General features: G+C 69.7%; 22 protein-coding genes and 2 pseudogenes. 13 read left to right on the top strand and 11 right to left on the bottom strand.

Annotation, left to right across the window (positions count from 1 at the left end):
- Positions 1-81 precede the first annotated feature (81 nt).
- From PHZ_RS13355 to PHZ_RS23630, 8 genes and pseudogenes are all read left to right on the top strand, one after another.
- Positions 82-540, top strand: coding sequence for a MaoC family dehydratase (locus PHZ_RS13355; RefSeq protein ID WP_012522953.1), 459 nt, complete (start codon positions 82-84; stop codon positions 538-540).
- A pseudogene (locus PHZ_RS13350) lies at positions 537-1,398 on the top strand (HpcH/HpaI aldolase/citrate lyase family protein). The gene PHZ_RS13355 and the pseudogene PHZ_RS13350 overlap by 4 nt, the downstream one beginning before the upstream one ends.
- 199 nt (positions 1,399-1,597) lie before the next feature.
- Entirely contained in the window at positions 1,598-2,167 is a 570-nt protein-coding gene (locus tag PHZ_RS13345; protein WP_012522951.1) for an AsnC family transcriptional regulator, read from the top strand.
- Positions 2,164-2,553 carry an acyl-CoA thioesterase gene (locus PHZ_RS13340; RefSeq protein WP_041373538.1) on the top strand — a complete coding sequence of 130 codons (390 nt, stop codon included), beginning with the start codon at positions 2,164-2,166 and terminating at the stop codon, positions 2,551-2,553. The genes PHZ_RS13345 and PHZ_RS13340 overlap by 4 nt, the downstream gene beginning before the upstream one ends.
- A gap of 200 nt (positions 2,554-2,753) precedes the next feature.
- Positions 2,754-3,689, top strand: coding sequence for a DUF2493 domain-containing protein (locus PHZ_RS13335; RefSeq protein ID WP_012522949.1), 936 nt, complete (start codon positions 2,754-2,756; stop codon positions 3,687-3,689).
- 159 nt (positions 3,690-3,848) lie between these two features.
- Positions 3,849-4,472, top strand: a complete 624-nt coding sequence (locus PHZ_RS21775; protein WP_012522948.1) for a GntR family transcriptional regulator — start codon at positions 3,849-3,851, stop codon at positions 4,470-4,472.
- Positions 4,473-4,737: 265 nt separating this feature from the next.
- Positions 4,738-5,376 carry a lasso peptide biosynthesis B2 protein gene (locus PHZ_RS13325; RefSeq protein ID WP_012522947.1) on the top strand — a complete coding sequence of 213 codons (639 nt, stop codon included), beginning with the start codon at positions 4,738-4,740 and terminating at the stop codon, positions 5,374-5,376.
- 107 nt (positions 5,377-5,483) lie between these two features.
- Complete coding sequence (locus PHZ_RS23630; protein ID WP_236611829.1) at positions 5,484-7,088, top strand: asparagine synthase-related protein; 1,605 nt, start codon at positions 5,484-5,486, stop codon at positions 7,086-7,088.
- Positions 7,089-7,144: 56 nt separating this feature from the next.
- Here the strand turns inward: PHZ_RS23630 and PHZ_RS23625 are convergent.
- From PHZ_RS23625 to PHZ_RS13305, 4 genes and pseudogenes are all read right to left on the bottom strand, one after another.
- Positions 7,145-8,317, bottom strand: a pseudogene (locus tag PHZ_RS23625) (alpha/beta hydrolase family protein); the annotation flags it as partial.
- A gap of 1,192 nt (positions 8,318-9,509) precedes the next feature.
- Entirely contained in the window at positions 9,510-12,482 is a 2,973-nt protein-coding gene (locus PHZ_RS13315; protein WP_012522944.1) for a TonB-dependent receptor plug domain-containing protein, read from the bottom strand.
- Between the two features lie 111 nt (positions 12,483-12,593).
- The gene (locus PHZ_RS13310) at positions 12,594-13,580 is read right to left on the bottom strand and encodes a FecR family protein (protein ID WP_012522943.1); all 987 of its coding nucleotides are present in this window, start codon (positions 13,578-13,580) and stop codon (positions 12,594-12,596) included.
- Between the two features lie 3 nt (positions 13,581-13,583).
- Positions 13,584-14,135 carry an RNA polymerase sigma factor gene (locus PHZ_RS13305; RefSeq protein WP_012522942.1) on the bottom strand — a complete coding sequence of 184 codons (552 nt, stop codon included), beginning with the start codon at positions 14,133-14,135 and terminating at the stop codon, positions 13,584-13,586.
- 105 nt (positions 14,136-14,240) lie between these two features.
- Between PHZ_RS13305 and PHZ_RS22200 the strand changes: the two genes are divergently transcribed.
- Complete coding sequence (locus tag PHZ_RS22200) at positions 14,241-14,468, top strand: helix-turn-helix domain-containing protein (RefSeq protein ID WP_083770948.1); 228 nt, start codon at positions 14,241-14,243, stop codon at positions 14,466-14,468.
- 102 nt (positions 14,469-14,570) lie between these two features.
- Here PHZ_RS22200 and PHZ_RS13300 read toward each other — a convergent pair whose 3' ends face one another.
- Positions 14,571-15,062 carry a hypothetical protein gene (locus tag PHZ_RS13300; RefSeq protein WP_041373537.1) on the bottom strand — a complete coding sequence of 164 codons (492 nt, stop codon included), beginning with the start codon at positions 15,060-15,062 and terminating at the stop codon, positions 14,571-14,573.
- Positions 15,063-15,309: 247 nt separating this feature from the next.
- Between PHZ_RS13300 and PHZ_RS22195 the strand changes: the two genes are divergently transcribed.
- The gene (locus PHZ_RS22195; RefSeq protein WP_187149080.1) at positions 15,310-15,897 is read left to right on the top strand and encodes an ATP-dependent nuclease; all 588 of its coding nucleotides are present in this window, start codon (positions 15,310-15,312) and stop codon (positions 15,895-15,897) included.
- On the opposite strand, the gene PHZ_RS13295 is transcribed toward PHZ_RS22195, so the two are convergent.
- The 3 genes from PHZ_RS13295 to PHZ_RS13280 form a co-directional block, all read right to left on the bottom strand.
- A protein-coding gene (locus PHZ_RS13295; protein WP_407946656.1) for an IS3 family transposase occupies positions 15,869-17,034 on the bottom strand; the annotation gives its coding sequence in 2 pieces (ribosomal slippage) (positions 15,869-16,776 and positions 16,776-17,034; 1,167 coding nt in all). The genes PHZ_RS22195 and PHZ_RS13295 overlap by 29 nt on opposite strands.
- A gap of 43 nt (positions 17,035-17,077) precedes the next feature.
- The gene (locus PHZ_RS13285; RefSeq protein ID WP_041373536.1) at positions 17,078-17,506 is read right to left on the bottom strand and encodes a hypothetical protein; all 429 of its coding nucleotides are present in this window, start codon (positions 17,504-17,506) and stop codon (positions 17,078-17,080) included.
- A gap of 322 nt (positions 17,507-17,828) precedes the next feature.
- A complete protein-coding gene (locus tag PHZ_RS13280; RefSeq protein ID WP_148216866.1) occupies positions 17,829-18,050 on the bottom strand; it encodes a hypothetical protein in 222 nt (73 codons plus the stop codon).
- A 232-nt stretch (positions 18,051-18,282) separates the two neighbouring features.
- On the opposite strand from PHZ_RS13280, the gene PHZ_RS13275 reads away from it, so the two are divergent.
- Positions 18,283-18,753 (top strand): response regulator, encoded by a 471-nt coding sequence (locus tag PHZ_RS13275; RefSeq protein WP_012522941.1) that lies wholly within the window; start codon positions 18,283-18,285, stop codon positions 18,751-18,753.
- A gap of 3 nt (positions 18,754-18,756) precedes the next feature.
- On the opposite strand, the gene pabB is transcribed toward PHZ_RS13275, so the two are convergent.
- The 3 genes from pabB to PHZ_RS21770 form a co-directional block, all read right to left on the bottom strand.
- On the bottom strand, positions 18,757-20,544 hold the full coding sequence (pabB, locus tag PHZ_RS13270; protein ID WP_012522940.1) for an aminodeoxychorismate synthase component I: 1,788 nt from the start codon (positions 20,542-20,544) through the stop codon (positions 18,757-18,759).
- 124 nt (positions 20,545-20,668) lie between these two features.
- Positions 20,669-21,124 carry a hypothetical protein gene (locus PHZ_RS13265; protein ID WP_041373534.1) on the bottom strand — a complete coding sequence of 152 codons (456 nt, stop codon included), beginning with the start codon at positions 21,122-21,124 and terminating at the stop codon, positions 20,669-20,671.
- A gap of 167 nt (positions 21,125-21,291) precedes the next feature.
- Positions 21,292-21,897, bottom strand: coding sequence for a hypothetical protein (locus tag PHZ_RS21770; protein WP_049758249.1), 606 nt, complete (start codon positions 21,895-21,897; stop codon positions 21,292-21,294).
- Positions 21,898-22,163: 266 nt separating this feature from the next.
- Here PHZ_RS21770 and PHZ_RS13255 point away from each other — a divergent pair, with 266 nt between their 5' ends.
- Together PHZ_RS13255 and PHZ_RS13250 are read left to right on the top strand one after the other, a co-directional pair.
- Positions 22,164-23,045, top strand: coding sequence for a hypothetical protein (locus tag PHZ_RS13255; protein ID WP_041373533.1), 882 nt, complete (start codon positions 22,164-22,166; stop codon positions 23,043-23,045).
- Positions 23,042-23,446, top strand: a complete 405-nt coding sequence (locus PHZ_RS13250; RefSeq protein ID WP_041373532.1) for a hypothetical protein — start codon at positions 23,042-23,044, stop codon at positions 23,444-23,446. Before PHZ_RS13255 ends, PHZ_RS13250 begins: the two co-directional genes overlap by 4 nt.
- Positions 23,447-23,460: the final 14 nt, after the last annotated feature.

Raw genomic sequence — 23,460 nt, 5'->3', positions numbered from 1 at the left:
CGCGAGACGCCCGAGCGTAGCGGGGCGGCTTCCGCCGCTCCCTGCGGGCGTCCGCCTCGCGAGCTCGGGGGCTCGGGCGTGATGACCGGCCGCTACTTCGAAGATCTGGTGGTGGGGCTCACAATCGAGCATCCGGTGCGGCGCACGGTCACCGAGACGGACAACCTGCTGGTCAGCGCCCTGACGCACAATCCCCAGCCGCTTCATCTCGACGCAGAGTACGCCGTCGGCACGGAGTTTGGCCGGATCGTCGTCAATGGCCTCTTCACCTTCAGCCTCATGGTGGGGATCTCCGTCGGCGAGACCACGCTCGGAACCCTCGTCGCCAACCTTGGCTACGACCAGGTTCGCATGCCGAGGCCGGTGTTCATCGGCGACACCCTGCGGGTTCGAACCACCGTCAGCGACACGCGACCCAGCGCGTCCCGCCCGGAAGCGGGTCTCGTGGTCTTCTCGCACGAGACCCTCAACCAGCGGGATGAGGTCGTCTGCACCTGCACCCGCACGGCCCTGGTCAGGCGCCGGAGCCTGGCCGGATGACCCCGCGATCCTGGCTCTTTGTGCCCGGCGACCGGCCGGATCGTATGGCCAAGGCGCTCGCCGGCCCGGCCGACGCCCTGATCTTCGATCTCGAGGACTCGGTCGCTCCAACCCGGAAGGCGCGCGCGCGATGCCGTCGTCGAATTCCTGGAAACCAGCCCGGATCGCGCGCGGCTCTGGGTTCGCATCAATCCGCTGTCGACGGCTGAGGGGGGAGAGGACCTCGCCGCCGCGACCGCAGCCGGCGCCGTCGGCGTGGTCCTGCCGAAGGCCAGCCCACAGGCGGTCCGGGACCTCGAGGTGGCGCTCACGCAGCAGGAGCGAACCTGGCGGCGTCAGGAAGAGCCGGTGCGGGTGTTGCCGATCGCCACGGAGACGGCTGCGGCCGTCTTCACGCTGGGGGCCTACTCCACCTGCCGCGGGCGGCTCGACGGGCTGACCTGGGGCGCCGAGGACCTGTCCGCCGCCATCGGGGCGGAGACCCCGCGCGACAGCGAGAAGCAGCTTACGCCCGTCTATGAGGTGGTGCGGACGATGGCCCTGCTGGGCGCGGCCGCGGCGGACATCCCGGCGATCGAGACGGTGTACCCTGACTTCTCGGACCTGGCGGGACTGGCCGCCTACGCTGAACGGGGCCGCCGCGATGGGTTCGTCGGGATGATGGCGATCCATCCAGCTCAGGTCCCGGTCATCAACTCCGCCTTTGCGCCGTCGCAGGACGAGATCGCCGGCGCCCAGAGGATCATCGAGGCCTTCGCGAAGGCTGAGGCCGGGGTGGTGGCGCTCGATGGCCGCATGCTGGACGCGCCGCATCTCGTGCAGGCCCGTCGAATCCTCAGTCGGGCCGGCAGAGCATGATCTGGCGCCACAGCGCCAGCGCAGCCGTTGCGCTGCGCGGCCGCATTCGACGCTGGCGGCACAGAGCTGAAGCGGCTCGCCGCCACCCTGGATGGCTGCCCTTCGCTCCTCCTCCCCGGAGCGCAGAGCGCCTGCCGACCGGCCTGGGGGTGGGCCGGTCGGCCTCGCATTCCGAAACGTCGCGATCCGAGGCGGAATCGTGACGCCGTCCAGGCGGCGCGCCGCTCAGCCTGGGATCACGGCTCAGGAGCTGGCCCGCATCGCGCGGTTCGAGGGCGTCCCGCGCCTGATGATCACAGAAGTCGGAACCGCGATCGGTATGACGAGTCGCGCCGCCTGGGGCTGGTTCGACAGGCTGCGAGAGAGGGGCGTCCTCAGGGCGGTCGCCGTGGTCAATCCAGCCCTCACCCTGGGCCGATCCGAGTGCCGGGTGCTGATCAAGGTCGACTGCCTGGACCGGGCCCGGGTCGGCGAGCTCGAAGCGATGTTCCTGAAGGATCCTCAGGTCATCACCGCGGCCCGCGTGGTCGGCGAATGGGATTATCAGCTCCGCGCCTATCACCCGTCGGAAGCTGATACGGACAACTGGTTCCGGACGCTGCAGCGGACGCCGGGGGTTCTGAAAGGCGAGCTCACCTACTGCCACACGATCCTCGAGCGTCATGCCTACGCGGCCGCGCTCCTCGGATCAGACGCCGCTGAGCGGCCTCGTTGCGAGCCTCAGGAACGTCAGCGGGATCGCAGACAGGCCGGGAGAATGACGACATGAAAGCCGACGCAGCTTCACCAGCGATCCGGGTCTGCGCCATGCCCGCAGACGCAAACCCGTACGGCGACATCTTCGGTGGATGGCTCATGTCGCAGATGGACACCGCCGCCGGCCTGGTCGCGGCCCGCGCCGCGGGCGGACGCGCCGTGACCGTGGCGGTCGACGGCATGTCCTTCGTCCGACCCGTCAAGGTGGGCGACGAGGTCTCGGTCGTCGGCGAGGTCGTGCGCCGCGGACGGACCTCGCTCTCCATCCATATCCAGGCCTGGCGCCGGGACCGGCACGAGGAGGGCGCCGAGCTCGTGACCGAAGCCACCTTCACCTTCGTCGCCCTCGACGCCGACGGTCGGCCCCGACGGATCGACGAAGCCGCTCGCCTGGACTGAAACACCACGGCGAAGCGTCAGGCGGGCGGGTTTCCCGGAACGGCGGGCTGAGACTGGCGAGTCCGCGCAAAGGTCGGAGCGAGCCAGGAAGGCTGCGCAACGGCAAGGGACGCTGCGCTCTCCTTGGAGCCCTGGCCGTCGCGCAGCCTCCCCGGCGAGGGCGCTCCTGAGCTTGAGCTCGCCAGCCTCAGGAGCCCGCCATGTCCATAACCTTCACCCACGCAGCGCCTCAGCAGCCGGATTTATCCGGCGGCGTTGATCTCGATCCGGCTGCGCCGCAGCCGACCCGGCCCGCGCTCGACCAGCTCGGCCACAGCCTTATGACTGAGGTGCTGGACCTGGTGCTGGAGACGGCGCTGGAAACGCATGTCCGCACGATCTGCGAAACCTTCATCGGCGGCCTGCACGCGGGCGTGCAGCGGGTAGAGCGCCAGGCCGACCAGGCTCGCGACGCTCTGGCGCGTCAGCTGCGTGAGTTCGATGGCAGCGAGGTCGCCGACACGGAACTGCAGTCGAGCAGGCAGGCCGTGGACGCCGCGGACGCCGCCGTCGCGGCGCTGGAGCGCGTTCGGGACGCCGCCGCCGCGACCTATGCGTCCGCCACCGGGGAATGCTGGACCCCGTGGCGCGGCTCGGCGCGCGCCAGCGTCCTGACCGCCGCTCAGCTGGACGTGCGGACGGCCCTGCAGGCCGCCGAGCGGCGCCGCATGGCGGACGCAGACCCTGGCGAGTTCGTGGTCGCCTTCCGCGCGTCTCCGCGAGCGACGTCGCCGGAAGACGCTGGCCGGATCTTCGACGCCCTGAACTGGGCCAGGACGCAGTGGCCTGACATGACCCTGGCCCTCACCGGCGCAGACGGCGGCGAGCGCCTCGCCGCCCGCTGGGCGCAGCAGAAGCGGGTCCGGCTGGTGGTCGCTCGGCCGGACTTCGATCGGCACGGTCGCGCAGCCCCGTTCCGGGCGAACGAGGCCCTGCTGGCGCTGCAGCCGATCTGCGCCCTGGTGCTTGCGTCTCCGCTCGATCCTCAGGTCGCCGGCAAGCCGTTCGGCCCGGCGCTGAACCTCGCCCAGCTCGCCGGACAGCGGGGCGTCCGGTGCCTGCGCATCCGCGCCCGCGCCCCACGGCCATCGGCCTGAGGGCGCGGGTTCAGCGATCCGCCAGATGGCTGCGGGGCGCTCCCGCATTTCTTGCGGGTCGCTGGGCCAGGTGGCCCGTAAGGGTGCGCGGCGGCGCTTCGGCCGGTTTGCCGCGCGCAGCGCCAGGTGGTCTGTGAGCGCCAGTTCGAGTGAGGGAGTATGCCGGCGTCCGGCCCAGAACCGTTTCATCGCGCGCTGGCCGCCCTGCGATCCTGGCTTCAAGAAGGACGCTTCGCGCCTGGCGCGAAGCTGGCGGCCGTGGAGCTCGCCGAGGAGCTGCGGCTGAGCGCGACGCCGGTTCGCGAGGCGATGGCGCGGCTGGCGGGCGAAGGGGTGCTCGAAGAACGCCGCGGTCAGGGCTTCTATGTCGCCCACCTGACCCGCGCGGACATCGCCGACCTCTACCGCGTCCATCTCGCCTGCCTCCTGATGGCCCTCGATCCGTCTCGGGAGCCGGTGTGGATCGCGCCGCCCGAAGCCGAGACGTTCGCCAGCCCGGTGGCGGCGACCGAGTCCCTGCTGGGGAGGGTCCTGGCCCTCACGGGCAGCGCCGCGCTCTGCGACGTCTTTCAGCTTGGCCAGACGCGGCTTGGACCGGTGCGTCGGCTGGAGCCGGAGATCTTCCCGGACCTGGAGGCGGAGGCCGCAGCGCTGGCCGCAGGTGCGATGACCGGCGGGCCCCCGTTCATCGAACTCGTCCGGTCCTTCCATCTGCGTCGGCTCCGGGAGGTCGACCGCCTCGGCGACCTGCTGGATCGGCGGGCGCGCACGTGGCGCGGCTGACGGTGGGCGGCGCCCAAAAATAGAGCCGATATAGTTTGAATGGAGCCGGGTCCGGTCGCGTCATGGGGTGGCCGCAATCGTGCGGCGAACCCAGGAGGTTCCCATGACCAGGCTTCTCAATCTGATGAGCGTTCGGCTGCTGGGCTTCGGCAGCGCCAAGGCCGCGACCAACGGCGGCATCGGCGGTGACTTCGAAGACCTGAACAAGCCGTTCGACGTCTGAGCTGGGTCGGGCGCCGGCGTCCGCGTCGGCGCCCGCTTCGCCGTGCCCGCGCTGCACCCGAAATCCTTTCTCGTCGCCGTCGACGCCGACCTTGTCCTGCTGCAGGTCGATCGCGACCGCTATCTCTGCCTGCCGGACGCCGCCGCCCTGTGTGTTGTCTCGGACGACGGGAGTTCGATCGAGGCTTCAGACCCGGCGGTGCTGGAGCACCTGGCCGAGAACGGCGCCCTTGCCGGCTCCCTCGCCGCGAGGCCGCGGCCTCGCCCTCCCGGTCTTCCCGAACGTGGTCAGCCGGAGCCGGCGCGGCGCGTCCGGGCGCTGGATGTGATACGGCTCGCGCTCGCCACCCTCGACTGCCTCGTCGGCTACGTCGGACGTCCGCTCCAGACAGTGGTGCGCTACGGCGGCGTCCGTCGTGTGGATCCCGCGAGAGCGGATGAAGCCGAGCGGCTGGCGGCGGTCTTCCACGCCTGCGCCCCGTGGCTGCCGATCCAGGGGAAGTGCCTCGTCCGCAGTTTCGTCCTGCGACGCTTCCTGCGCCGGTCGGGCGTCGACGCCGACTGGGTGTTCGGCGTCCGGACGTGGCCGTTTTCCGCCCACTGCTGGCTCCAGGTCGGCGACCGGGCGCTCGATGATTACGCCGAGCGGCTCGACGCCTATACGCCGATCATGGTGGTTTGATGCCCGGCGGCTTCCTTGTGCTGGTCGAGGACGGCCGGCGTCCGCAGGCGTCAGAGGCTATCTCCGAGGGTCTGCGCTCTCGCGGCTGGCGCCCGGCGGACTCGCCGATGCCCTGGGCCGAGGTCTGGCTGAGGGGCGAGCAGCCGCCCCTGGTCTCGCGACAGGCTGGCGCCCTCACGATCGGCCGCGTCTTCCACGCGCGAGAGATGAATGCGGGCATCGAGGGCGGCGCGCCGCCGGCTCTGTCGGATCTCTGCCGCAGCCGCTGGGGCGCCTATGTCGCCATGGTTCAGGAGGGCGCCGAGACCTGGGTCCTGCGCGACCCCTCCGGGGCGGGCGACGCCGTGGCTTGGCGTGCTTCCGGAACGGTGGTGATCTCGAGCAGCCTCGACCAGCTCCCGCCAGCCCTCGCACCCGACGTGAGCGTCGACTGGGACGTGGTGACCGACTTCGTGCGTCGTGCGCTGAGCGCTGCCGGCCGTACGGCCCTCACGGGTGTGGTCTCGCCGGTGGCCGGCGAAGCGGTGGAGGTCGCATCGGGCCGGAGGGTCCAGCTCTGGCGTCCGGCAGATGCTGCGCGGGCGCCTGCGCCGCGGGAGCCGGCCCGCGCCCTGGCGGCGAGCCTTGACGACGTCTGCGCCACCTGGACCGGCGCCTATGGGGCGCTCATGGCGGAGGTGTCCGGCGGTTTCGATTCCGCGCTTGTCGCCGTGACGGCCCGTCGCTCGGCTGCTGGCGGCAGGATTGGCGCCGATCTCAACTACTATGGCGACCGGCGGGAGGGAGACGAGCGACGCTGGGCGGCCTGCGCGGCCGCCGCGGCGGATCTGCCGCTCCTGGCCCACGCGAAACCCGTGCGCGCCCTGACGGAGGCGGACTTTGCTGAGACGGCCAATGGGGTGCGGCCGAGCTTCACGGCGCTGGACCCGGTGCGGGACCGTCATACGGCGGGCGAACTGAACCGGCACAAGGCGGACGCCCTGCTCACGGGCTATGGCGGCGATGCGGTCTTTTTCCAGATGCCCTCGGCCCTGCCGGCGGCGGACTACCTCGCCGAGCCGGGCTGGCGCACGATATTCGATCCCTTCTTCCTCGGGACGTCCCGATGGCTGCGGCGATCGGTCTGGAGCGTGCTCTCGGAAGCCCGCCGGGCCCGCCTGGAGACGGACCGGGTCAGCTACTTCGCGCCCTTCCTCGGCCCCCGGGCTCGGGAAGCCGGGCAGGGCCTGTCCCATCCGTGGCTTGAAGGCATAGGAACCCTGCCGCCCGGCAAGCAGCTGCAGGTGCTGCACGTCGTCGTCTCTCAGCTCACCTTCGGCCGCTCGCGGCGGGGGGAGGCGGCGGACCTGCTCTATCCCCTGCTGTCGCAGCCCCTGGTGGAGACAGCGCTCGCAATTCCGAGCTGGAAGCATCTCGACGGCGGCCGAGATCGGGCCCTGGCCCGATCCGTCGCGGCGGACCGCCTCCCGCCTGAGATCGTGGCGCGGCGGTCCAAGGGCATGCTGACCAGCTACTATGCCCGACAGGTCTGCGAGAGCCTGGGCTTCCTGCGTGCCTATCTGCTGGACGGACGGCTGGCGGCCGAAGGGGTGCTGGACCGGGCAGCCATGGACGCGGCGCTCCACCCGGACAGGCTGATCTGGCGTGGAGACGGGATCGGCCTGCTCAGCGCCGCGGCGCTGGAGGCCTGGGTCCGGCGGTGGTCGGCCTGAAGCCAGGTGTCCAGCCAGGCGAACACCCGTCCGTAGTAGTCGCGGATCGTCCCGGGGCTTGCGAAGACGTGGCCCTCACCGCCGTAGATGGCGAGCTCCACCGTCTTGTCCTGGCGGAAGAGGGCGGAAAACATCCGCTCGCCTTCTGCGGCGGACATGGAATCGAACTCGCCCTGGACCATCAGCAGGGGCGTCCGGATGCGGCCCGCGTGCATGAGCGGGCTGTTCGCAACGTAGCGATCCGGCGCCTCCCAGGGCGGGGCGCCCATCAGGCCCTGCAGGGTCTCCGCCCAGCCGATGGACCAGGCGCTGGGGATCTCCGCTTCCGGAAAGACGCGGCCGAGCCCGAACTCGCCCCATTTGGTGATCAGGCTGCTGGGGCCGTGCGCGGCCACGGCGACCTTGAACCGGTCAGTCTGGGTGATGATCGCCAGGACGTTGTGGGCGCCGAAGCTGACGCCAAGGAGCCCGAGCTGCGCGTCATCGAACAGGGATCCGGTGTCCGGCTGGCGCGCGGCGGCGTCGACGATGGCGAGGACCCGATCGGCAAGGCCTTCGCCAGGCCCCCTGCCGTCGGCGGGCAGGGGGAGCGACGGCAGGAGCACGGCATAGCCCTGGCCCGTCAGATGCAGCGCTTCCCACTGATCGCGGACGGTCCCCTCGATCCGGACCTGCGGCCGGCGGCTATGGATCTGCCCGAGGTAGGGTACGACGATCAGCGGCGGCGCTGGAGCGCCTGACGCGGCCTTCGGCGCAAGCAGCCAGCTGGTGAGCGGACGGCCATCAGGAGCCGTGTGATGAACGGGAATCGCGCGCGGCGGCTCCACGTCCGACAGCCGCGGATTGGCGGCCAGCACCGAAACGGGAGGTCGATCCGCGGTGATCCAGAGGAGCGCCTGTCGGCCGCCCGGGCTCAGCGTGCGGACCAGGGCGGCGCCCCGTCGCGGGGCGTAGGCGAAGAGCTCGGCGCCGTCGGGCAGCGGCAGATCGACGGCGCGCGCCGCCGCCAGGTCGTGGAGCCGGTCGCCGGCCGCCTCCCGCACGCGGACCGGCAGAGCCCTTCGACCGAGCTCGTGGCCGGCGCGCCGGCGCAGGCCGCGGCTCCAGGGGGCCAGTGGCGCGACGCCGCGGGGCTCGAGGCGCCGGGCCTGGCCGTCGACGTCGAGGCTCCAGCCGCCGGCGGGCGTCGCGACGGTGAGACGCTCGCCAGCGAGGCTGACGCCGGCCATCGGCGCCTGCGGCAGGCTGCCGGTGAGATTGACCGGCCGTGGGCCAGCGAGCCGCCACCAGTCATCGCGAGTCGCGCCGTCGGTGCGGCCGTAGACGACGGGCGAGGCCCCCATCCAGCCGGCGGCGACGATCTCCGGACGCCCGACCACCGCCGGACGAAAGCCGGCCGGCAGTCTGGCGAGGCGCCCGGTCCTGGCGTCCACATCGATCAGCCGGCCCTGCCGCCAGGCCTGACCGTCGTCACGCGCGTAGGCGAGGAGACGGTCCTGGTTCGGGGCCCAGACGAGCAGGCCCTGCAGGAGGTCGCAGCCTGGGCAGGGGGAGGCGGCGGCGCCGCCGGAGACCGGCACGAGCCGCAGCCGCTTGCGGAAGGTGGCGACCCCCATGTCCCCGTGGACCGGTGCGTCCGCCTGGAGGCGGACGTCCTCGCCGCGCTCGAGGACGGCGGCGTATTTGCCGGACGCGGAGACCTCGAGATCGACGAAGCGGCCCGTCGCGAGAACCTCGGCGGCGCCCGTCTCCACGTCGAGGCGCAGCAGACGTCCAGGCTGGGTTCGGGGCTGGTCCTTGAGGGCGCGGCCGCCGCGCCACACGGCGGGGGCGGCGCCGCCCAAAGCCACGCTCTCCCAGCGGGGCGGCAGGCTGCGCCAGGCGCGCTGCATACGGACGTAATGCGGCAGGCTTCCCGGGGGCGGCGTGATGACCAGCAGCCGCCTCGGCGAGGCCCAGCCCACGGCCCGACCCTCCCAGCTTATGTCCGGCGCGACGTCGAACCAGCGGACTGTGCGGGCGGCGAGATCGACGACGCCCAGGCTGAAGGCGGCGTCGGTCAGCCGATAGACGGCGATGCGGCGGCCGTCCGGCGAGAAGGGACCGGCGGCGTAGCCGGCTCCAGGCTCGGGCGGAAACAGGAGCGCCGCGGGGCCAGGGCGCTCAAGGTCCGCCACCCTGAGCTCGGTGGTCATCATCGGCTGCAGGAGATCGAAGTCGAACCGCGGCGCCGAGGCGTAGGGCCGGGCGTACTCGATCACCGCCCATCGTTCCGTGGGATCGATGGCGGTGTTGGCGATCGTCCCGGACTGCAGCGCATCCTCGATCGTGACCGGGCGCGCATGGCCGGCGGCGGACAGCAGCAGGCAGCCGGCCGCCGCCGCGGCGGCGAGCGGCCGCCGAACGGACAGGACCCGCATGTCACCAGCTGCGGGTGAGCTGCAGGGCGACGAAACGGCCCACCGGATCGCCGCTGGTGGGGTCGTAGGCGAAGCCCAGAGGGCTGTCGTAGAAGGGCGGCGCCTCGTCGAAGAGGTTCCGCACGGTCAATCGCAGGCTCAGGCCAGGATCGGTCTTCGCCGTCCATCCCGCCTGCAGGTCGTAGGTGGTGTGGCTGTCGATCCGCACGCCCGCCGGATCGCGGAAGCCGCTCGTGTGGTTGGCGGCCAGCCCAAGGCTCCAGGCTTCGCGGCGCCAGTCCGCCGAGAGCCGCGCGCGCAGCCGCGGGGGTCTGGTGGTCTGGCCGACGACATCTGTCTTGGGGGACGACGGCGTCAGCTGCTGCGCGAAGTCGAAGAGCCGGGTGGCGTCCGCGGCCAGGGTGAGCCGGCCGCCCCAGGCGTCCCGCCCATACGATCCGTTGAGATCGAGGCCGCTCACCTCCAGCACCCCGGTGTTGACCATGCGGATGTCGACGATCGCCGTGAAGCTCTCCGCCGGGAAGGTCGTGGCCCGGGTGATCGGATCGGCGAGGATCTGGCGGATGAGCGCCAGGTCGGCCGCGCTGGTGGCCGGGTTGAGGCGCTGCACGAAGGGCGCGAAGCGCGCGTCCGTGAGAACCGTCGCGAGGCTGCTGGCGGCAGGCCGGTCGATGCGGTCCCGGAACCGGGTGCGGAAGACCGTGGCGCCGAGCCGGAGGTCGGGGAGGACGGAGGGCGTCCAGTCGGCGCCCAGCGTCCAGGACGTGGCGCTCTCGGGTCCGAGGTCCGGATTGCCGCCCTGGCGGGTCATGACGAGCGCCGTGCCGGAGGCGCCCGGCAGGTTGATGGCGCTGTTGAAGGTGGTGGCGCGCAGGTCGCGCAGCGTCGGGGCGCGGAAGGACTCGCCCCAGGTCGCACGCAGGCGCAGGCTCTCCGCCGGTCGCCAGACCAGGCCGGCCTTGGGATTGATGCTGCGACCGAAGTCGCTGTAGTCCTCGGCTCGCACGGCGAGGCTCAGCTCGAGGGCCGGGCGCCCCTCCCGGTCCGACAGCAGCGGCGCGCGCAGTTCGGCGAAGGCGCCGAGCACCGTGCGATCTCCCTGGATGGGCGTTGAGGCGGCCGGCGACGGCGTCGACAGGAAGCTGTAGCCGGCGGTCCTGAACTCCTCGCGGCGCGCCTGGCCCCCGACCGCCAGCTTTGCCTCGCCAGCGGGAAGGGCGAACAGCGGGCCGTCAGCCTGCAGGCTGGCGGTGTAGACCTCGGCGGCGGTGCGGGTGGTGGTGAAGCCCGAGCTGATCGCCGCGAGCACGGCGGGGCGGTTGGCGGCGAGGCCGGTGTAGGGGTTGAAGTAGCCGTCACGGCTGGCGAGGAAGGCGGTCTCGGGGCGGTCTGCGCCGCCGAGCGCCTCGGCCAGGATCGCCGAATTGATGGTCCCGTAGAGGTCGCCGGTATCGACTTCACGGCTGTAGGCGAGATAGCCGCCGGCGTCCCAGTCCCGCGGGAGCCTGGCGTCGGCCGCAACCGTCGCCGTGAAGCTTTCGGCGTGGCGATAGGAGGGCGTGTTCGGCAGCTCGCCGGCGAAGGAATAGGCGATCTGCTGGGGCGCCGTGGAGCCCGTGGGGGAGACGAAGAACGGATTGGCGGGGGTGACGCTGAGCGACGCGGTGGAGGGCGGCTGAAGCGCCCGGGCGCGGCGGTAGCCATACCGGGCGTCGGCCGAGAGCTCGAGCCATGGCGCCACCTCCTGACGGACCGCCAGGTAGCCGGTGTGCTGGCGCTGGTCCGGCAGGATGTCCATGCCCTCGTGGGCCGTGGTGCGGTTGAGCACACCGGCAGTGAAGTCGGACGGGGTGAGGGCGACGCCGGTCTGGCCGGCGGGGATGCCGAAGCGCGGTCCGCTGACGCCGGTGAGGGGATCGACGCCCACGATATTGCCCGGGAAGGCGAAGGTCTCGCGACGGTCAGACCCCCCGAACCGCCGCAGGTCGGCGGAGGCGGTGATGGCCCGATCAGCGGCATTGAGCGCGGTGCGCCGCGAGCCCTCGTAGACGGCGAGCAGGCTGCCGCCGGACCAGCGTCGGCCGAAGGTGACGCCGAGCTGAGCTTCCTGAGGTTCGCCGGCGGTGGCGGTCCCGGCGCGCAGCTTCAGCTCAAGGCCGTCGTAGGCCTTGCGCAGGACGATGTTGACGACCCCGCCCACGGCGTCGGAGCCGTAGACGGCCGAGGCGCCGTCGAGGAGGATCTCGACGCGCTCAACGGCCACGGTGGGGATCGTGGAGAGGTCCACGAACTCGCCCTTGGAGCCGGCGCCGGATACGCGACGCCCGTTGATCAGGACCAGGGTGGCGCTGGGGCCGAGACCCCGGAGGTTCACGCTGGTGGCGAAGGTGGTGTTGCTGCCGGCCGCGTCGGCGCGGGTCGCCTGGGTGCCTTCCGTCGCCTGGCCGGCGAACATCTGCGGCAGGGCGTTGAGCGCGCTGGCGACGCTGCCGTGGCCGCTGCGCTCGAGGGCGGCGCGGTCGAACACTCGCAGGGGAGAGGCGCTGTCGCCGCCGCGGATGTGGCTGCCGGTGACGCGAACCTCATCGAGCGTTGCGACCACCGCCGTCTCTGGAGGCTGGGCGGGCGCCTCACCGTCGAAAGGGCGGGGTTGCGCCGCGCTCTCAACCGCCTGGATCACGACCGTGGAAGGGCCGGTGCGGGTCGCAGTGAGGCCACTGCCGGCCAGAAGGAGGGAGAGCGCTTCATCGGTGGTGTAGGCGCCTTCGACGGCGGGCGAGGTGCGACCCCTGACGCTCTCGGGCGTGAACAGCAGCTGCTCGCCGCTCTGACGGGCCAGGGCGAACAGCGCCTGGTCGAGCGGGCCGGCCGGGATGGACAGGCGGGCGGGCGCGGCGAGCGCAGGCGTGGCGGCCAGCGCCATCAGCAGCGGAATGGCGGACGCGGCGGTGGCGGCGCGGCGCAGGACGGTCATGAGCGGATCCCCCGGAGCCGCGTGTCGCCCGCCGGGATGGCGGCGCCGCAGGCCCTCAGTGGGGGAAGTCGCAGCAACTGGGGGGACACCCTCGACCTGAGACGGACTTTTTTATCCGGCGGCGGTCCGCGGGGAGAGCCGGATGATGCGCCCCTGGCGCTCGGCTTCGAGGTTGAGGAGGACGCCCACGGCGTCCACGAAGGCGTCCGTGTCGCCGGCGTCGAAGACCCCGCTGACCGGTCGGCTGGCGGGCGCGGCCGGATCAAGCGCGATGGTCTGGGCGCTGTAGCGGTTGATCTCGGCGACCGCCTCGCTGAGGGGCGTGTCGCGGAAGGTGAGGCGCCCGGTCGTCCAGCCGGTGGTCTGAACCGGGTCCACGGACGTGACCGGCGTCAGGCCGTCCCGGGTGGCGACGACAGACTGGCTGGGGGCGAGCACTGTCGGGGCTTGCTGTCCGCGGGTGACGCTGACCTTCCCCTCGACAAGGGTGACCCGGGCCCCGTCGTTCCGCCGCCAGACCTCGAACCGGGTGCCGAGCGCGCGCACGGTGGTGTCGCCAGCGGTGACGATGAAGGGCCGGCTCGGGTCGTGGGCGACTTCGAAGAAGGCCTGGCCGCGTTTCAGGGCGAGGCGACGGGCCTCGCCCCGGAAGCTGACCGTGACGGCGGTGTCGGTGTTGAGGCGCAGCCGCGAGCCGTCCTCGAGGACGACGAGCCGCTGCTCGCCGTGGGCGGTGGCGTAGCTGACGGGCCGCTGGGTTAAGGCGACAGCGGCGGCGCCCACCAGCAGGACGGCGACCAGCAGGGCGGCCACCACGGCGGCCGGCCACAGGCGGGACGCTCGCGAAGCAGCGGGACGAGCCGGACGGCGGGCCAGGGCCTCGTCGGCGGCGCGGCGGATGTCCGGATCGCTGCGAAGCGATCGGGCCTCAGACCAGGTCCGCTCGACGGCGGCGTAGGCGGCCGCGTTGTCGGGGTCCTTCTTCCACTCGCGGAAGGTGCGGAGCGCGTCGGTGGTGACGGAGAGCTTGTTGAGCTTCGCGAACCATTCGGCCGCTTCCAGCTCCTGGCGGCTCGGGGTCGCAGCTCGCTCGCTCATTCGCTAGTCCCGCAGACGCGCCACGCACATCGCCAGAGCCCGGGTCATCCGCGCCTCGACCGTTTTCACGGACAGGTTGCAGCGACGTGCGATCTCTTCATACGTCAGGCCGTGGAAGCGGCTCAAGAGGAACACCTCCCGCAGCTTCGGCGGGAGCGAGAGCACCACCTCCTTGAGGAGAACGGCCTCGGCCTGGTCGGGGTCGGTCGCAGGATCTGGAGCGGCGTCTTCCGGGGCGAAGGTCGGGCGCGCCGCCTGACGGCGGGCGTCGTCCTGAACGACGCGCAGCGCGACCCTGGCCAGGAAGCCGCGGGGGTTGCGCAGGGTGACCTGGGCGCCGGCGGCGCGGACGAAGGTTTCCTGGGCGAGATCCTCGGCGTCGCGGGCTGAGAAGCGGCGGCGGAGGAAGGCGACCAGCCAGCCGGCGTGATCGCGATAGGCGGCGTCGAGCTGGGGGTGGTCGTGACGGGCTGAAGCCTCGGCCGCGGGCGCGGTGGGGCGGCCTTCATCGTCGAAGGGGTGGTCGGGTTCGGCGAGTTGACCGTTGGGACGCATTCGGACGCGCTCGGCGAGTGAGAGCTGTGGATCTCGCCGGCCGGAGCCGAAGATACACACTGTCAGTGTGTAGATGGGGATCGAGGGGGTCGCAACCATCTCGATGTGGCAGCCGACTCAAACTTGCGTGCACTGGGGCAGGGGGTACGGCGCTGTCGCTTGGAAGCGGGCCTGAGCCAAGAAGAGTTGGCGGCACAGGCAGGTCTGCATCGCAACTATGTCGGACTTGTTGAACGCGGCGAAAGAAATGTGAGTGCGAAAGCGCTCTTCACCTTGGCGAAGACGTTGAGGGTTCATCCCGCTGAGTTCTGGCGTGACATTCCTAAGATTTGAGGGGAACGCCTTCCCCTGCAGCCGAGCCTCGGAGCGTCTCGGCTGACCCCTTCTGCGGGGCTCCGCCCCGCAACGCCCCAAAGCAGAGCTGTGCGGTCTCAGTCAGACTCGAGCGACGACCCGGCCGGCGTCGTCAAGCTGCACCCCGGCTTCCAGGAGGCGCGCGCGGGCAGCTTCAAGGGCGGCGTCGCTGAAGTGTTGCGGATGCGCGAGCGCGATGGCCTCGGCGGTCAGCTCTGGAGCGCCGTACGCGAGGACTTCAGCGAACCCTTCAGTCTCGTAGCTTGCACAGTACTCCAGCGCGGCGATCTCACCCTCGGCCTGGATTTTGGGCCGCAGACGGTTCATGCGCCAGGCTTTGCGGCCGGACAGGCGGCGAAGCGCCTCGACCGCATGCACCATGGCCCAGCACGCGTGCTCGATAGTCCCTCCCGCGTGCTTCGGGCTCACGGCTGCGAGGCGCCTGAGGGCTGCCAGCTCTACTACCGGAGAACGCCCGGAGGCGTTTGCAGCGATCTGTTCGAGCCCCTCTGGGTCGACCATCTCGGAGATGCGCTGCAGCGTCCTGGCTTCCTGGTCGGTTATCGCGTTCATAGGCGAAGCTTAGCTGATCTCAATGGCGACAGCGTTTGGAAAGTCGTGCGTTGAACGCGGCCCCCAGCGTCCAAAGGCTGGTCGTGACTCTTAGCCGACCTTCAGAAGGTCAGTTTCCCGGGAGCCGTTTGCGTTAGATTTTCGGATGCGACCCGCCCCATCCGGCAGCCCTACTGCGCAAGCTCCTCCAACCATTGGCTAAGCGCCACAGTTGGGTACTCTCCACCCACAACCTGTGGGGGGAAGCGTGCAAATTAGTAGCGTAAGGATCGAGAACTTCCGCTGCGTCCGCGAGCTGGAACTCGACCTCGATGAGACCACCGTTCTGATAGGCGCCAACAACGCCGGCAAGACAGCCATCATGGAGGCCATCCGCATCGTTCTGACCCGCCGCTGGGGGCAGAGAGGCACTGGCTTCACAGAATATGACGTGCACTGCCCAGGAGAGGCGATAGATCCGCGAGCCGCCCCGCCGGTCCGCGTGAGCCTCAAGTTCGAAGAAGACCCTGACGAGCCGTGGGATCCAGACATGGTTGCGGCACTGGAAGACCAGCTCGTGCTTTCCGATCAGGGAGCCAATTTGGCGGCGCTGCGGGTAACCTGCCAATGGAGCGAAGAAAAGGAGGGCTTCGAGCCGAGCTGGGAATTCCTGGACGCTGCCGGGCAACCGCTGACCAACAAGTCGCAACGAGCGACTAATCTCTCAAATTTCTTCGGTTACGCTCCACTTTTTTATCTACCCGCTCTGAGAGACGCCGCCGACGAGTTCGGAGCCCGTGACCTGCCCCCCGCCGGTCCCTCGATCATTATGAGAGCCCAGGGGGTTGGTAGCTGATCTCCAGCGCCGGCGGTAGCGGCCGGGCGGTGGAGCTGATCAAGTTGCGCAGCCGGCCGGCCGCGGGGTTCAGACGCACGGCTTCCGGGGTCAGTCCGCCGTGCGCCGAGTGCGGCCTGACGTGGTTGTAGTCGAGCCGCCAGCGCTCGATGACAGCCCGGGCCTCGGCGAGGTTGGCGAAGACCTCCTCGTTCAGGCACTCGTCGCGCAGCTTGCCGTTGAAGCTCTCGACGAAGCCGTTCTGCTGCGGCTTGCCGGGCGCGATGTAATGCCAGTCGACGCCGGTGCGGTTGGTCCATTCCAGCATGGCCCGGCTGGTCATCTCGGTCCCGTTGTCGCTAACGATGGTCGCCGGCCGGCCGCGCCGGGCGATCAGGGCGTCCAGCTCGCGGGCCATGCGATGGCCGCCGATCGAGGTGTCGACCACCAGCGCCAGCGCCTCGCGGGTGAAGTCGTCGACGATGCACAGGATCCGGAAGCGCCGGCCCCAGCTCAGCGTGTCGGCCACGAAGTCCAGGCTCCAGCGCTGGTTCGGCCCGTCCGGCAGCGCCATGGGCGCCCGCGTGCCGGTGGCGCGCTTGCGGCCGCGCCGCCTTCGCACCGCCAAGCCCTCCTCGCGGTACAGCCGGAAGAGCTTCTTCTTGTTCATGCTGACGCCTTCACGCTCGAGCAGGATGCCGAGCCGCCGGTAGCCGAAGCGGCGTCGCTCCGCCGCCAGGCCCCGCAGCCGGGCGCGTACCTCCGCATCGCCTGGCTGGGCCACGCGGCGCACTGTCTTCGGATCGACCTGGACCAGCCCGCAGGCGCGCCTCTGCGAGAAGCCGCGCTCCGCCATCAGGCGAAGCACGGCCTCCCGGCGCGCTGCAGGCCCGATCAGTTTTTTCCCAGCAGGTCCTTCAGCGCCGACACGTCGAGCATGGACTCCGCCAAGAGCTTCTTCAGTCGCCGATTCTCGTCCTCCAGCGTCTTCAGCTTCTGGGCATCCGACACGTTCATGCCGCTGTACTTCGCCTTCCACCGGTAGAAGGTCTGCTCGCTGATCCCATGCCGCCGGCAAACCTCCGCCGTCGGGCTCCCGGCCTCCTGCTCCCGCAGCACGCCGATGATCTGCGCCTCGTTGAACCTGCTCTTCTTCACGTCCGTCTCCTCAGGGTGACGGACTCTCACTCAAACCGAGGGATCAGGAAGGGGGCAGGTCATCGTGTCGGAGGTAGTCGGTTCTGGCCGGGAAGCGCTCAGGGAAGAAGAAGCCGTTGTTGCTCACGTACGCGGTGATCACCGCCTCGCGTAGGGCCGCCGGATCGCGGCTGCTTTGGGTTGGGTTGCTCCCGGCCCGGCGCCACGCGACAGCGCCGTCAAACCCTTGCTCTTGAGAACCGTTCGGCGTCACGCTGATCATCCGTGTGCCGTAGGCGCGGAAGTCCAGCCAGGTCTCGTAGGTCACCGGTCCATGGGAGCCCTTCTCATAGGATCCAGTCAACGCGTCCCAAGCCTTGCCCCCGGAAGCGGCCTTTGCCGCGGCAAAGATCTCAGTCGCGGTGGGAGCCGCCACCGCGAAGCCCGGTAGGGTCAACGCCGCTGAAATCGTCAACGCAACCCAAAAGCGCATGGCGCCGTCCTCTCGCGAGTGGCGAGGAACGCAGAGAAGCTTGACCGAAAGTTGGCGGAGACCGCGGGCAGTCGCTGCAGCGTTCGCTGAACTTCCGCTCTCCGGCCTGATCCCAAGTTCTCCTCATGGCGCATACTCGACCAAGCGCCAACGTTCGGGCGGTCTGGTTCTTGGGGCATGGAACACCAGGGTGACGAGCCTCGCTGCGGCAAGGCGCGAGCCAGCGCCGCCGTGGATCGGGACCTCCGTCGAGCCGCACGAGCTCCATCCCGCCCGGCGCCGTCGGCGGCTCGGCTGGGGCGGCTGGTCGAAAATCTGGAACTCAAGCGGGGCGGACCGGCGAGCCCCGCCGCCCGTCCCGTGCTCCGCTGATGGTGCGGATGAGGTCGTCAACGACGGAGAGCGGCGGCGGCGGGAAGATCGCGTCGTTGGCGGCGATTTCCTGGAAGCAGATCTCAAGGCACCGCTCGGCGAGTCGCCGGGAAACGCTCCCTGACGCGGCTGCATCCCGCATCTCCACGAGTTCTGCGATCATGGCTTCCATAGGTGCGAGAGGGAACGCATTCGCCGAGATCGGCTAGCAACCGCTGCGAGGGGCGTTCACGCTCTGCGCGAGCCATGCGGCCTCGTGGCGCGAGTTGCGCCGGCACAACCCCAGGCTCGTGGCTCTGCGCCGGAGGCTGGCTCTAAACCCGATCCATGGTGAGTGCGCTTAAACGTCCTGACGACCGAAAGACATCCCAGGCCCTGGCGTCGGTGTCCGCCATCTGACCGCCATGGACCTCCGCCGCATCCGCGTCCTTCTCGTCGAGGATAACCGTGAAATGGGCACTATCGTCCGGGCGGTGCTGGCCAGCTGGGGCTGCACCAACGTGCGAACGGCAGAAACCATTGCGTCCGCGCTCGGCTGGCTAGATCAGGAATCCTTTGACCTGATCATCGTCGATCGGAAGCTCCCCGACGGCGATGGCTTCGCCTTCGTGCGCCAGGTGCGCCGCAGCCCACTGGCGTTCCTGCCGGTGCTGGTGCTCACTGGCCACGCTTCGGCGAAGGCGGTCGCAGAGGCGCGGGACAGCGGCGTGAACGAGTTCCTGGCCAAGCCCTTCACCGCCCAGCGCCTCTACGAGCGGCTTCACCGCCTGATCTACCAGGCCCGCGGCTTCGTGACCTGCGAGGACTATGTCGGGCCGGATCGCCGTCGGCGCGCGGATCCTGAGTACAAAGGTCCGGAGCGACGGCGCGCCTGAGGCTCAGACGGTTTCCTCGGTCAATTGAAGCGTGGCCGGCTGCAGCCCGCGCAGGCTGCTTCCGACGTACACATCTCCGGCCGCGAGATCCGCGGGGGAGAGGCGCTCGATCACCGCCTCTCCCTGCTCCAGGAGCATGGCGCGGAGGACGCCAGGCAGAGCGCCATCCTCGACGGGCGGAGTCACCAGCCTGTCGGCCCGGCGGACGAAGATGCTGGCGCGCGATGCGTCGGCGACCCAGCCGTCGCGATTCAGTAGAACGGCTTCGTCGGCCTGCGCCGCCAGGGCCCAGGCGAACGCCGTCTCATGCCTGTCCCTGAAGCTCGTCTTGTGCCGCAGGAACGGATCTGCCGCGTCGAGCCGCCCCGGCGCGATCACGAGTTTGCGCCGCGCCAGAGCCGGGACCTCGATCGCCTCGGACGAGATCTCGAAGCCGCCGTTGCGCCGAAGGCGAATGCGCACGCGGCGGGGGGCGAGGGACCTCCAGCTCCGGGCTTCCGCCTGGAGCCGCGCCTCCAGCGCGGCCGCGTCACACCGGAATCCCAGCTTCGAAGCCGATGACCGCAGCCGCGCGAGATGCCGCCCCAGCCGGACGAACCCCCCCGGCGCCCAACCCAAGGTCTCGATAAGCTGGAAATCTTCGGCCAGATCAGAGAGCAGACGTCCCTTCAGCAGGGCTTCCTCGTACTCGGCGTCGGGATCGGAGTCTGCGACGACGCCCCCGCCGACGCCGTAGTCGCCTTGGCCATCGCGGAGAGTCGCCGTTCGGATGGCCACGTTGAAGCGAAGGTCGCCCGTCGGGGATAGGGCTCCAATCGCACCCGTGTAGACACCGCGGCGGACGGGCTCGAGCTCGGCGATGACCTCCGCAGCGCGGATCTTCGGTGCGCCCACGACCGAGCCGCACGGAAAAAGGGCGCGGAGCAGGTCGTACAGCGTCGTGCCGGGCAGGAGCCGGCCAGTGACCGTAGAAGTCAGCGTATGCAGCGTCGGGTAGGTCTCGGGCGTGAAGAGGTCCGGAACCCGCACCGATCCGGGCCGGCAGACCCGCGACAGGTCGTTCCGCAGCAGATCAACGATCATGAGGTTCTCCGCCTGCTGCTTGGGGTCGACGCGGAGATCTGCGAGCTTTGCGGCGTCGGCGGCGGGATCCCGCCCGCGCGGCGCGGTGCCCTTCATCGGGCGCGTGGTGGCCTCTTCGCCCTTCACCTCCACGAACAGCTCGGGCGAAACGGAGAGGAGCCAGGCGTCGCCGGTGGCCACGACGCCGCCGTGCGCCACGGGCTGGCGGGCTCGCAGGGCCGCATACAGCGCCAGCGGATCGCCGCCGTAGTTGAAGCGAAGCGGGAAGGTGAGATTCACCTGATAGAGGTCGCCGGCCGCGATCAGCTCCAGGGCCCGGCGCACACGCGCGACATGCGCCTCGCGATCCTCGTCATAGCGCAGGCGCCTGATGGGCGCCGCCGGCGGCCGCCCCGCGAACAGCCGGTCCAAGGCCGCTGCTTTGAGGGTTTCGCGATGCCGGAACACCCCGAACCAAAGCAGCGGCTCGCCCTCCGAGGGTCCTGCGCGCTGGGACAGCCGGGGCTCGAAGGCGGCCCCGCACTCGTAGGCTAACCAGCCGGCGACATGTCCTCCGGCCGTGGCCGCCCGTTCTACGGCGGACAGGCTGGCCTGAACGCCTTCTGCAACCCGGCAGACATGAACCTCCGAGATGTCCGAATAGAGATGTCCGCCGCGGGCTGGGCCGATGCGGTCTTCCAGCAGGACGAATGGCGGCTCAGGAAACATCGCAAGGCAAATACCGTCGCCTCGGCAGGGCCGCCAGACTGTGACCGCAGCTACGCCCTCCCCAGGGCGGAACTCGTTCAGCAGGTGCGACCGCGCTGCGCCGCAACTCAGGGCAGGTCGAGGCTCAAGGTGCGGCCAGGCCCGTGCGCAGCAAGGCGTTGTAGGCGCTCGCCGCCTGTCGGTAGCGGTTGTCGCCCGAGTAATAGCTCTGCTGGCTCCGCGTCTCCGTCAGGCTGCAGTTCCTGACGATGTAACCGGCTCTGAAGACGGTGTGGATGCCCGATTTCTCGACGATCCAGAGGTAGTAGTTGAAAGTGCCTTGCGGCGAGACAACGAGCGCATCGCTGACCAGGCGCGCCCCGTTTGCGCCAATGTTCCTCGTCGAGATGCTTCCGGTGTCGATGTTCTCGCACTGCTGCTTGTCGTCGATCCCCTTCAGCACGTGCAGGAGGCGCCCATCTGGCCCGACGAGGTACTCAATCGTGTACAGTTCGGACCGGGGCGGCAGGGGGTCGGTCTGAGCGTCGGCCGGCGAGGCCAGAGCGGCTGCGACCGCGGCGGCAGCGAATGTCAGTCGCAATGCAGGCCTCCCAGGTGCTGTGGGAAGCTTAGCCTTGATGGGCTTGCAAGGCGACGGTGGACGAAGTCAGCTCCCGACCAGGAGCTGAAGGTCTGCAGCTCGCGTTGCGCCAGAGGATTCGATTCACAGCTCGTCGGACGCCGGTTGCGAGCCGGGGAGCGCGCGCGTCAGTCGAGGCCTTCAGGGATCGGTATTCCGAGGTCCTCGAGGGCCACGACGTGCCAGGGGTAGGGGATGACCGCATGCCCTGGGTTCTGAGCTCGAAGGGCGGCCTGAACGTCGGACCAATGTTCCTTGTGTCCATCGGAGACGTTGCGGGTGGGGACAACGACCGTGACATCTTCGGGTGTGAAGTCGAGACGGGGGGTCTTGATCCGCCATTCGCGCTCCCAGGTGTGATCGATGGGGTGCGCGCCTCCGAGGTAGAACCGCACGTGCAGGTGCTGATGGCTCGGCGGAAGCCGATCGTAGTCGTGATCAGGCTGGTAGATGACGGGTCGGCCGCCCTTGGCGAAGACCCAGCTTTTGCGGAACATCAGGCCGTAAGGCCGGTACCTGACGTTCTCGTGCGGCATGGCCAGGATCTGCGGCAGCTTGGCGAGGGGAGCTTCGCTGAAGCAGACGCACGTGTGGCCGCCCTTGATGAACCCCGTGCCTCCCAGCAATGCGCTATCATCCAGGATCTTGAAGAAAGTCAGGGCGGCGTTCTCGCCGTCGCCCTTGGTCAGGTGCACCAGCCTGTCGCTGAGATCGTCTCGAATCACCGTCGCCATGGAATTCCTGCAGAAGTCTGAGCCGCGGAGGTCGCGTCTGTAAGCTGGATCACCGCGTTTCGCCTGGAGCGTCACCTGGCAGGGCGCGAGCTTTCAGGTGCGTCACACGCAGCTGCAAGGTAGAGGCTGGAGCGCCTTGCTTTGGCCCGCTTCGGAGCGTTGTATCGGCGCACATGGCGTAGTCTGCCAAATCGGTCTAGGTAACAGCAGTCTTCGAAGTCTTTCCGGCGACGACATTGACCCGAATTCGCCCCTATGGCGCGCTGATGATCGTCGCCCTCGCGTGCGGCGTAGCGATCGGCACGCTGTTCGCTATGGGACATGCGCTTGAACGGGGCGTCCCTGTCGACTTCACGACAGCCTATCTCGTCCTCGCGAACGCCGTCCTGGTCTTTGCTGCGATCGCGCTCGCCATCCTCTATGTCGACGCTCGCCGCGCCCGGACCCAGGGCGCGGTGCGTAGGGCTGAAAAGACGGCGTCCCTGCTACGGCACATCGGCAATGTGGCCAGCGCGCGGGCGGAGCTTTCCCTGCTGGCCGCCCGTGACGCAGACGCAGTCGATATCGAAACGCGCGCGGCGCGCACCCGCGAGTTTCTCCAGTTCCTCACCGATGAGGCCAAGGCCGCCTTCGACGCCTACACTGACGAGCCCTGCGCCGTAGCCATCAAGCTGCTTGTGCCTGGTCCGGGCGCTACGCCGAACGTCCGTACGACGGTGCGGGACGGCCGCTCGCAGCTCGTCCGTCAGGGCGTATACGGGGCTGCCGAAGAGTATCCTTACGACCAGCACTCGCCGTTCGTGGACATCATCGCCGAACGCGGGGGGCGCGACTATTACATCGACAATGATCTGGCGACCGCGAAGCGAGAGGGCCGCTATCACAACGGAAATCAGTTGTGGCCGCGACTGTACAACAGCACGCTGGTGAGCCCGATCAAGTCCCCGAGCCGAGCCGCGCGGCACAACATCGCTGGATTCTTCTGCGTCGACAGCCTACAGGCGCGCTTCGACGATCAGGTGTGCCCGAAGCTGGCGCAGATCTTCGCCAGTAGCGCGTTCATGGCTCTGTTCGAACTATCTGTCCTGGAGGGGCAAAACCCCGTCGGGACCCGCGGCACTGCAAGGGGGGCGCAGATTGCACAATGAGTGAGCACTTCTGGAGCTGGGAAGAGGGCGCGGTCGCTCCCACACGCCCTTCGCAAGGGGCTATTGAGGCCGTTGGCTTCCTGGTGCGCGACGCGGTGGATGAACCGGGCGTCCCCCGCGCGCCAAGGCGGCAACGCTGGTTCTTCTGGAGCCTGATCCCCGAGAGCTTGCGCCCGGGACTGACGGGTGTTCTTCAGCGTGATGAGGATCCGCCGGCGTCGTCCCCTGCCTCAAGCGACCCGGCTCGCGCCTACCGCAGCCATCTCAAACTCATCGCGGACAACTCGGCGCTGGCCGAAGAAGCTTTCGCGAACCCGCAAGAACGTCGCGGTATCCTCCCGCTCTACGATCGCCTGCTGGCGATGGCGGAGGATCTCGAGCGCTCGTCGAAGGCGCGCTAAGCCACTCGCGGCGA

It is taken from the genome of Phenylobacterium zucineum HLK1 (assembly GCF_000017265.1).
GTDB lineage: Bacteria > Pseudomonadota > Alphaproteobacteria > Caulobacterales > Caulobacteraceae > Phenylobacterium > Phenylobacterium zucineum.
The sequence above is the reverse complement of the archived record's forward strand: the minus strand, read 5'-3'. Positions and strand labels throughout refer to the sequence as shown.

What these genes read in the sequence shown, in the direction of transcription:
- PHZ_RS13300 (WP_041373537.1), bottom strand. Translation starts at nt 15,062, where the DNA reads ATGAACGCGATAACCGACCAGGAAGCCAGGACGCTGCAGCGCATCTCC.
- PHZ_RS21770 (WP_049758249.1), bottom strand. Translation starts at nt 21,897, where the DNA reads ATGGCGACGGTGATTCGAGACGATCTCAGCGACAGGCTGGTGCACCTG.
- PHZ_RS13250 (WP_041373532.1), top strand. Translation starts at nt 23,042, where the DNA reads ATGAGTGAGCACTTCTGGAGCTGGGAAGAGGGCGCGGTCGCTCCCACA.
- PHZ_RS13310 (WP_012522943.1), bottom strand. Translation starts at nt 13,580, where the DNA reads ATGAGCGAGCGAGCTGCGACCCCGAGCCGCCAGGAGCTGGAAGCGGCC.
- PHZ_RS13255 (WP_041373533.1), top strand. Translation starts at nt 22,164, where the DNA reads ATGATCGTCGCCCTCGCGTGCGGCGTAGCGATCGGCACGCTGTTCGCT.
- PHZ_RS13275 (WP_012522941.1), top strand. Translation starts at nt 18,283, where the DNA reads ATGGACCTCCGCCGCATCCGCGTCCTTCTCGTCGAGGATAACCGTGAA.
- PHZ_RS23630 (WP_236611829.1), top strand. Translation starts at nt 5,484, where the DNA reads ATGCCCTGGGCCGAGGTCTGGCTGAGGGGCGAGCAGCCGCCCCTGGTC.
- PHZ_RS21775 (WP_012522948.1), top strand. Translation starts at nt 3,849, where the DNA reads ATGCCGGCGTCCGGCCCAGAACCGTTTCATCGCGCGCTGGCCGCCCTG.
- PHZ_RS13315 (WP_012522944.1), bottom strand. Translation starts at nt 12,482, where the DNA reads ATGACCGTCCTGCGCCGCGCCGCCACCGCCGCGTCCGCCATTCCGCTG.
- PHZ_RS13355 (WP_012522953.1), top strand. Translation starts at nt 82, where the DNA reads ATGACCGGCCGCTACTTCGAAGATCTGGTGGTGGGGCTCACAATCGAG.
- PHZ_RS13280 (WP_148216866.1), bottom strand. Translation starts at nt 18,050, where the DNA reads ATGGAAGCCATGATCGCAGAACTCGTGGAGATGCGGGATGCAGCCGCG.
- PHZ_RS13340 (WP_041373538.1), top strand. Translation starts at nt 2,164, where the DNA reads ATGAAAGCCGACGCAGCTTCACCAGCGATCCGGGTCTGCGCCATGCCC.
- PHZ_RS13285 (WP_041373536.1), bottom strand. Translation starts at nt 17,506, where the DNA reads ATGCGCTTTTGGGTTGCGTTGACGATTTCAGCGGCGTTGACCCTACCG.
- pabB (WP_012522940.1), bottom strand. Translation starts at nt 20,544, where the DNA reads ATGTTTCCTGAGCCGCCATTCGTCCTGCTGGAAGACCGCATCGGCCCA.
- PHZ_RS13335 (WP_012522949.1), top strand. Translation starts at nt 2,754, where the DNA reads ATGTCCATAACCTTCACCCACGCAGCGCCTCAGCAGCCGGATTTATCC.
- PHZ_RS13305 (WP_012522942.1), bottom strand. Translation starts at nt 14,135, where the DNA reads ATGCGTCCCAACGGTCAACTCGCCGAACCCGACCACCCCTTCGACGAT.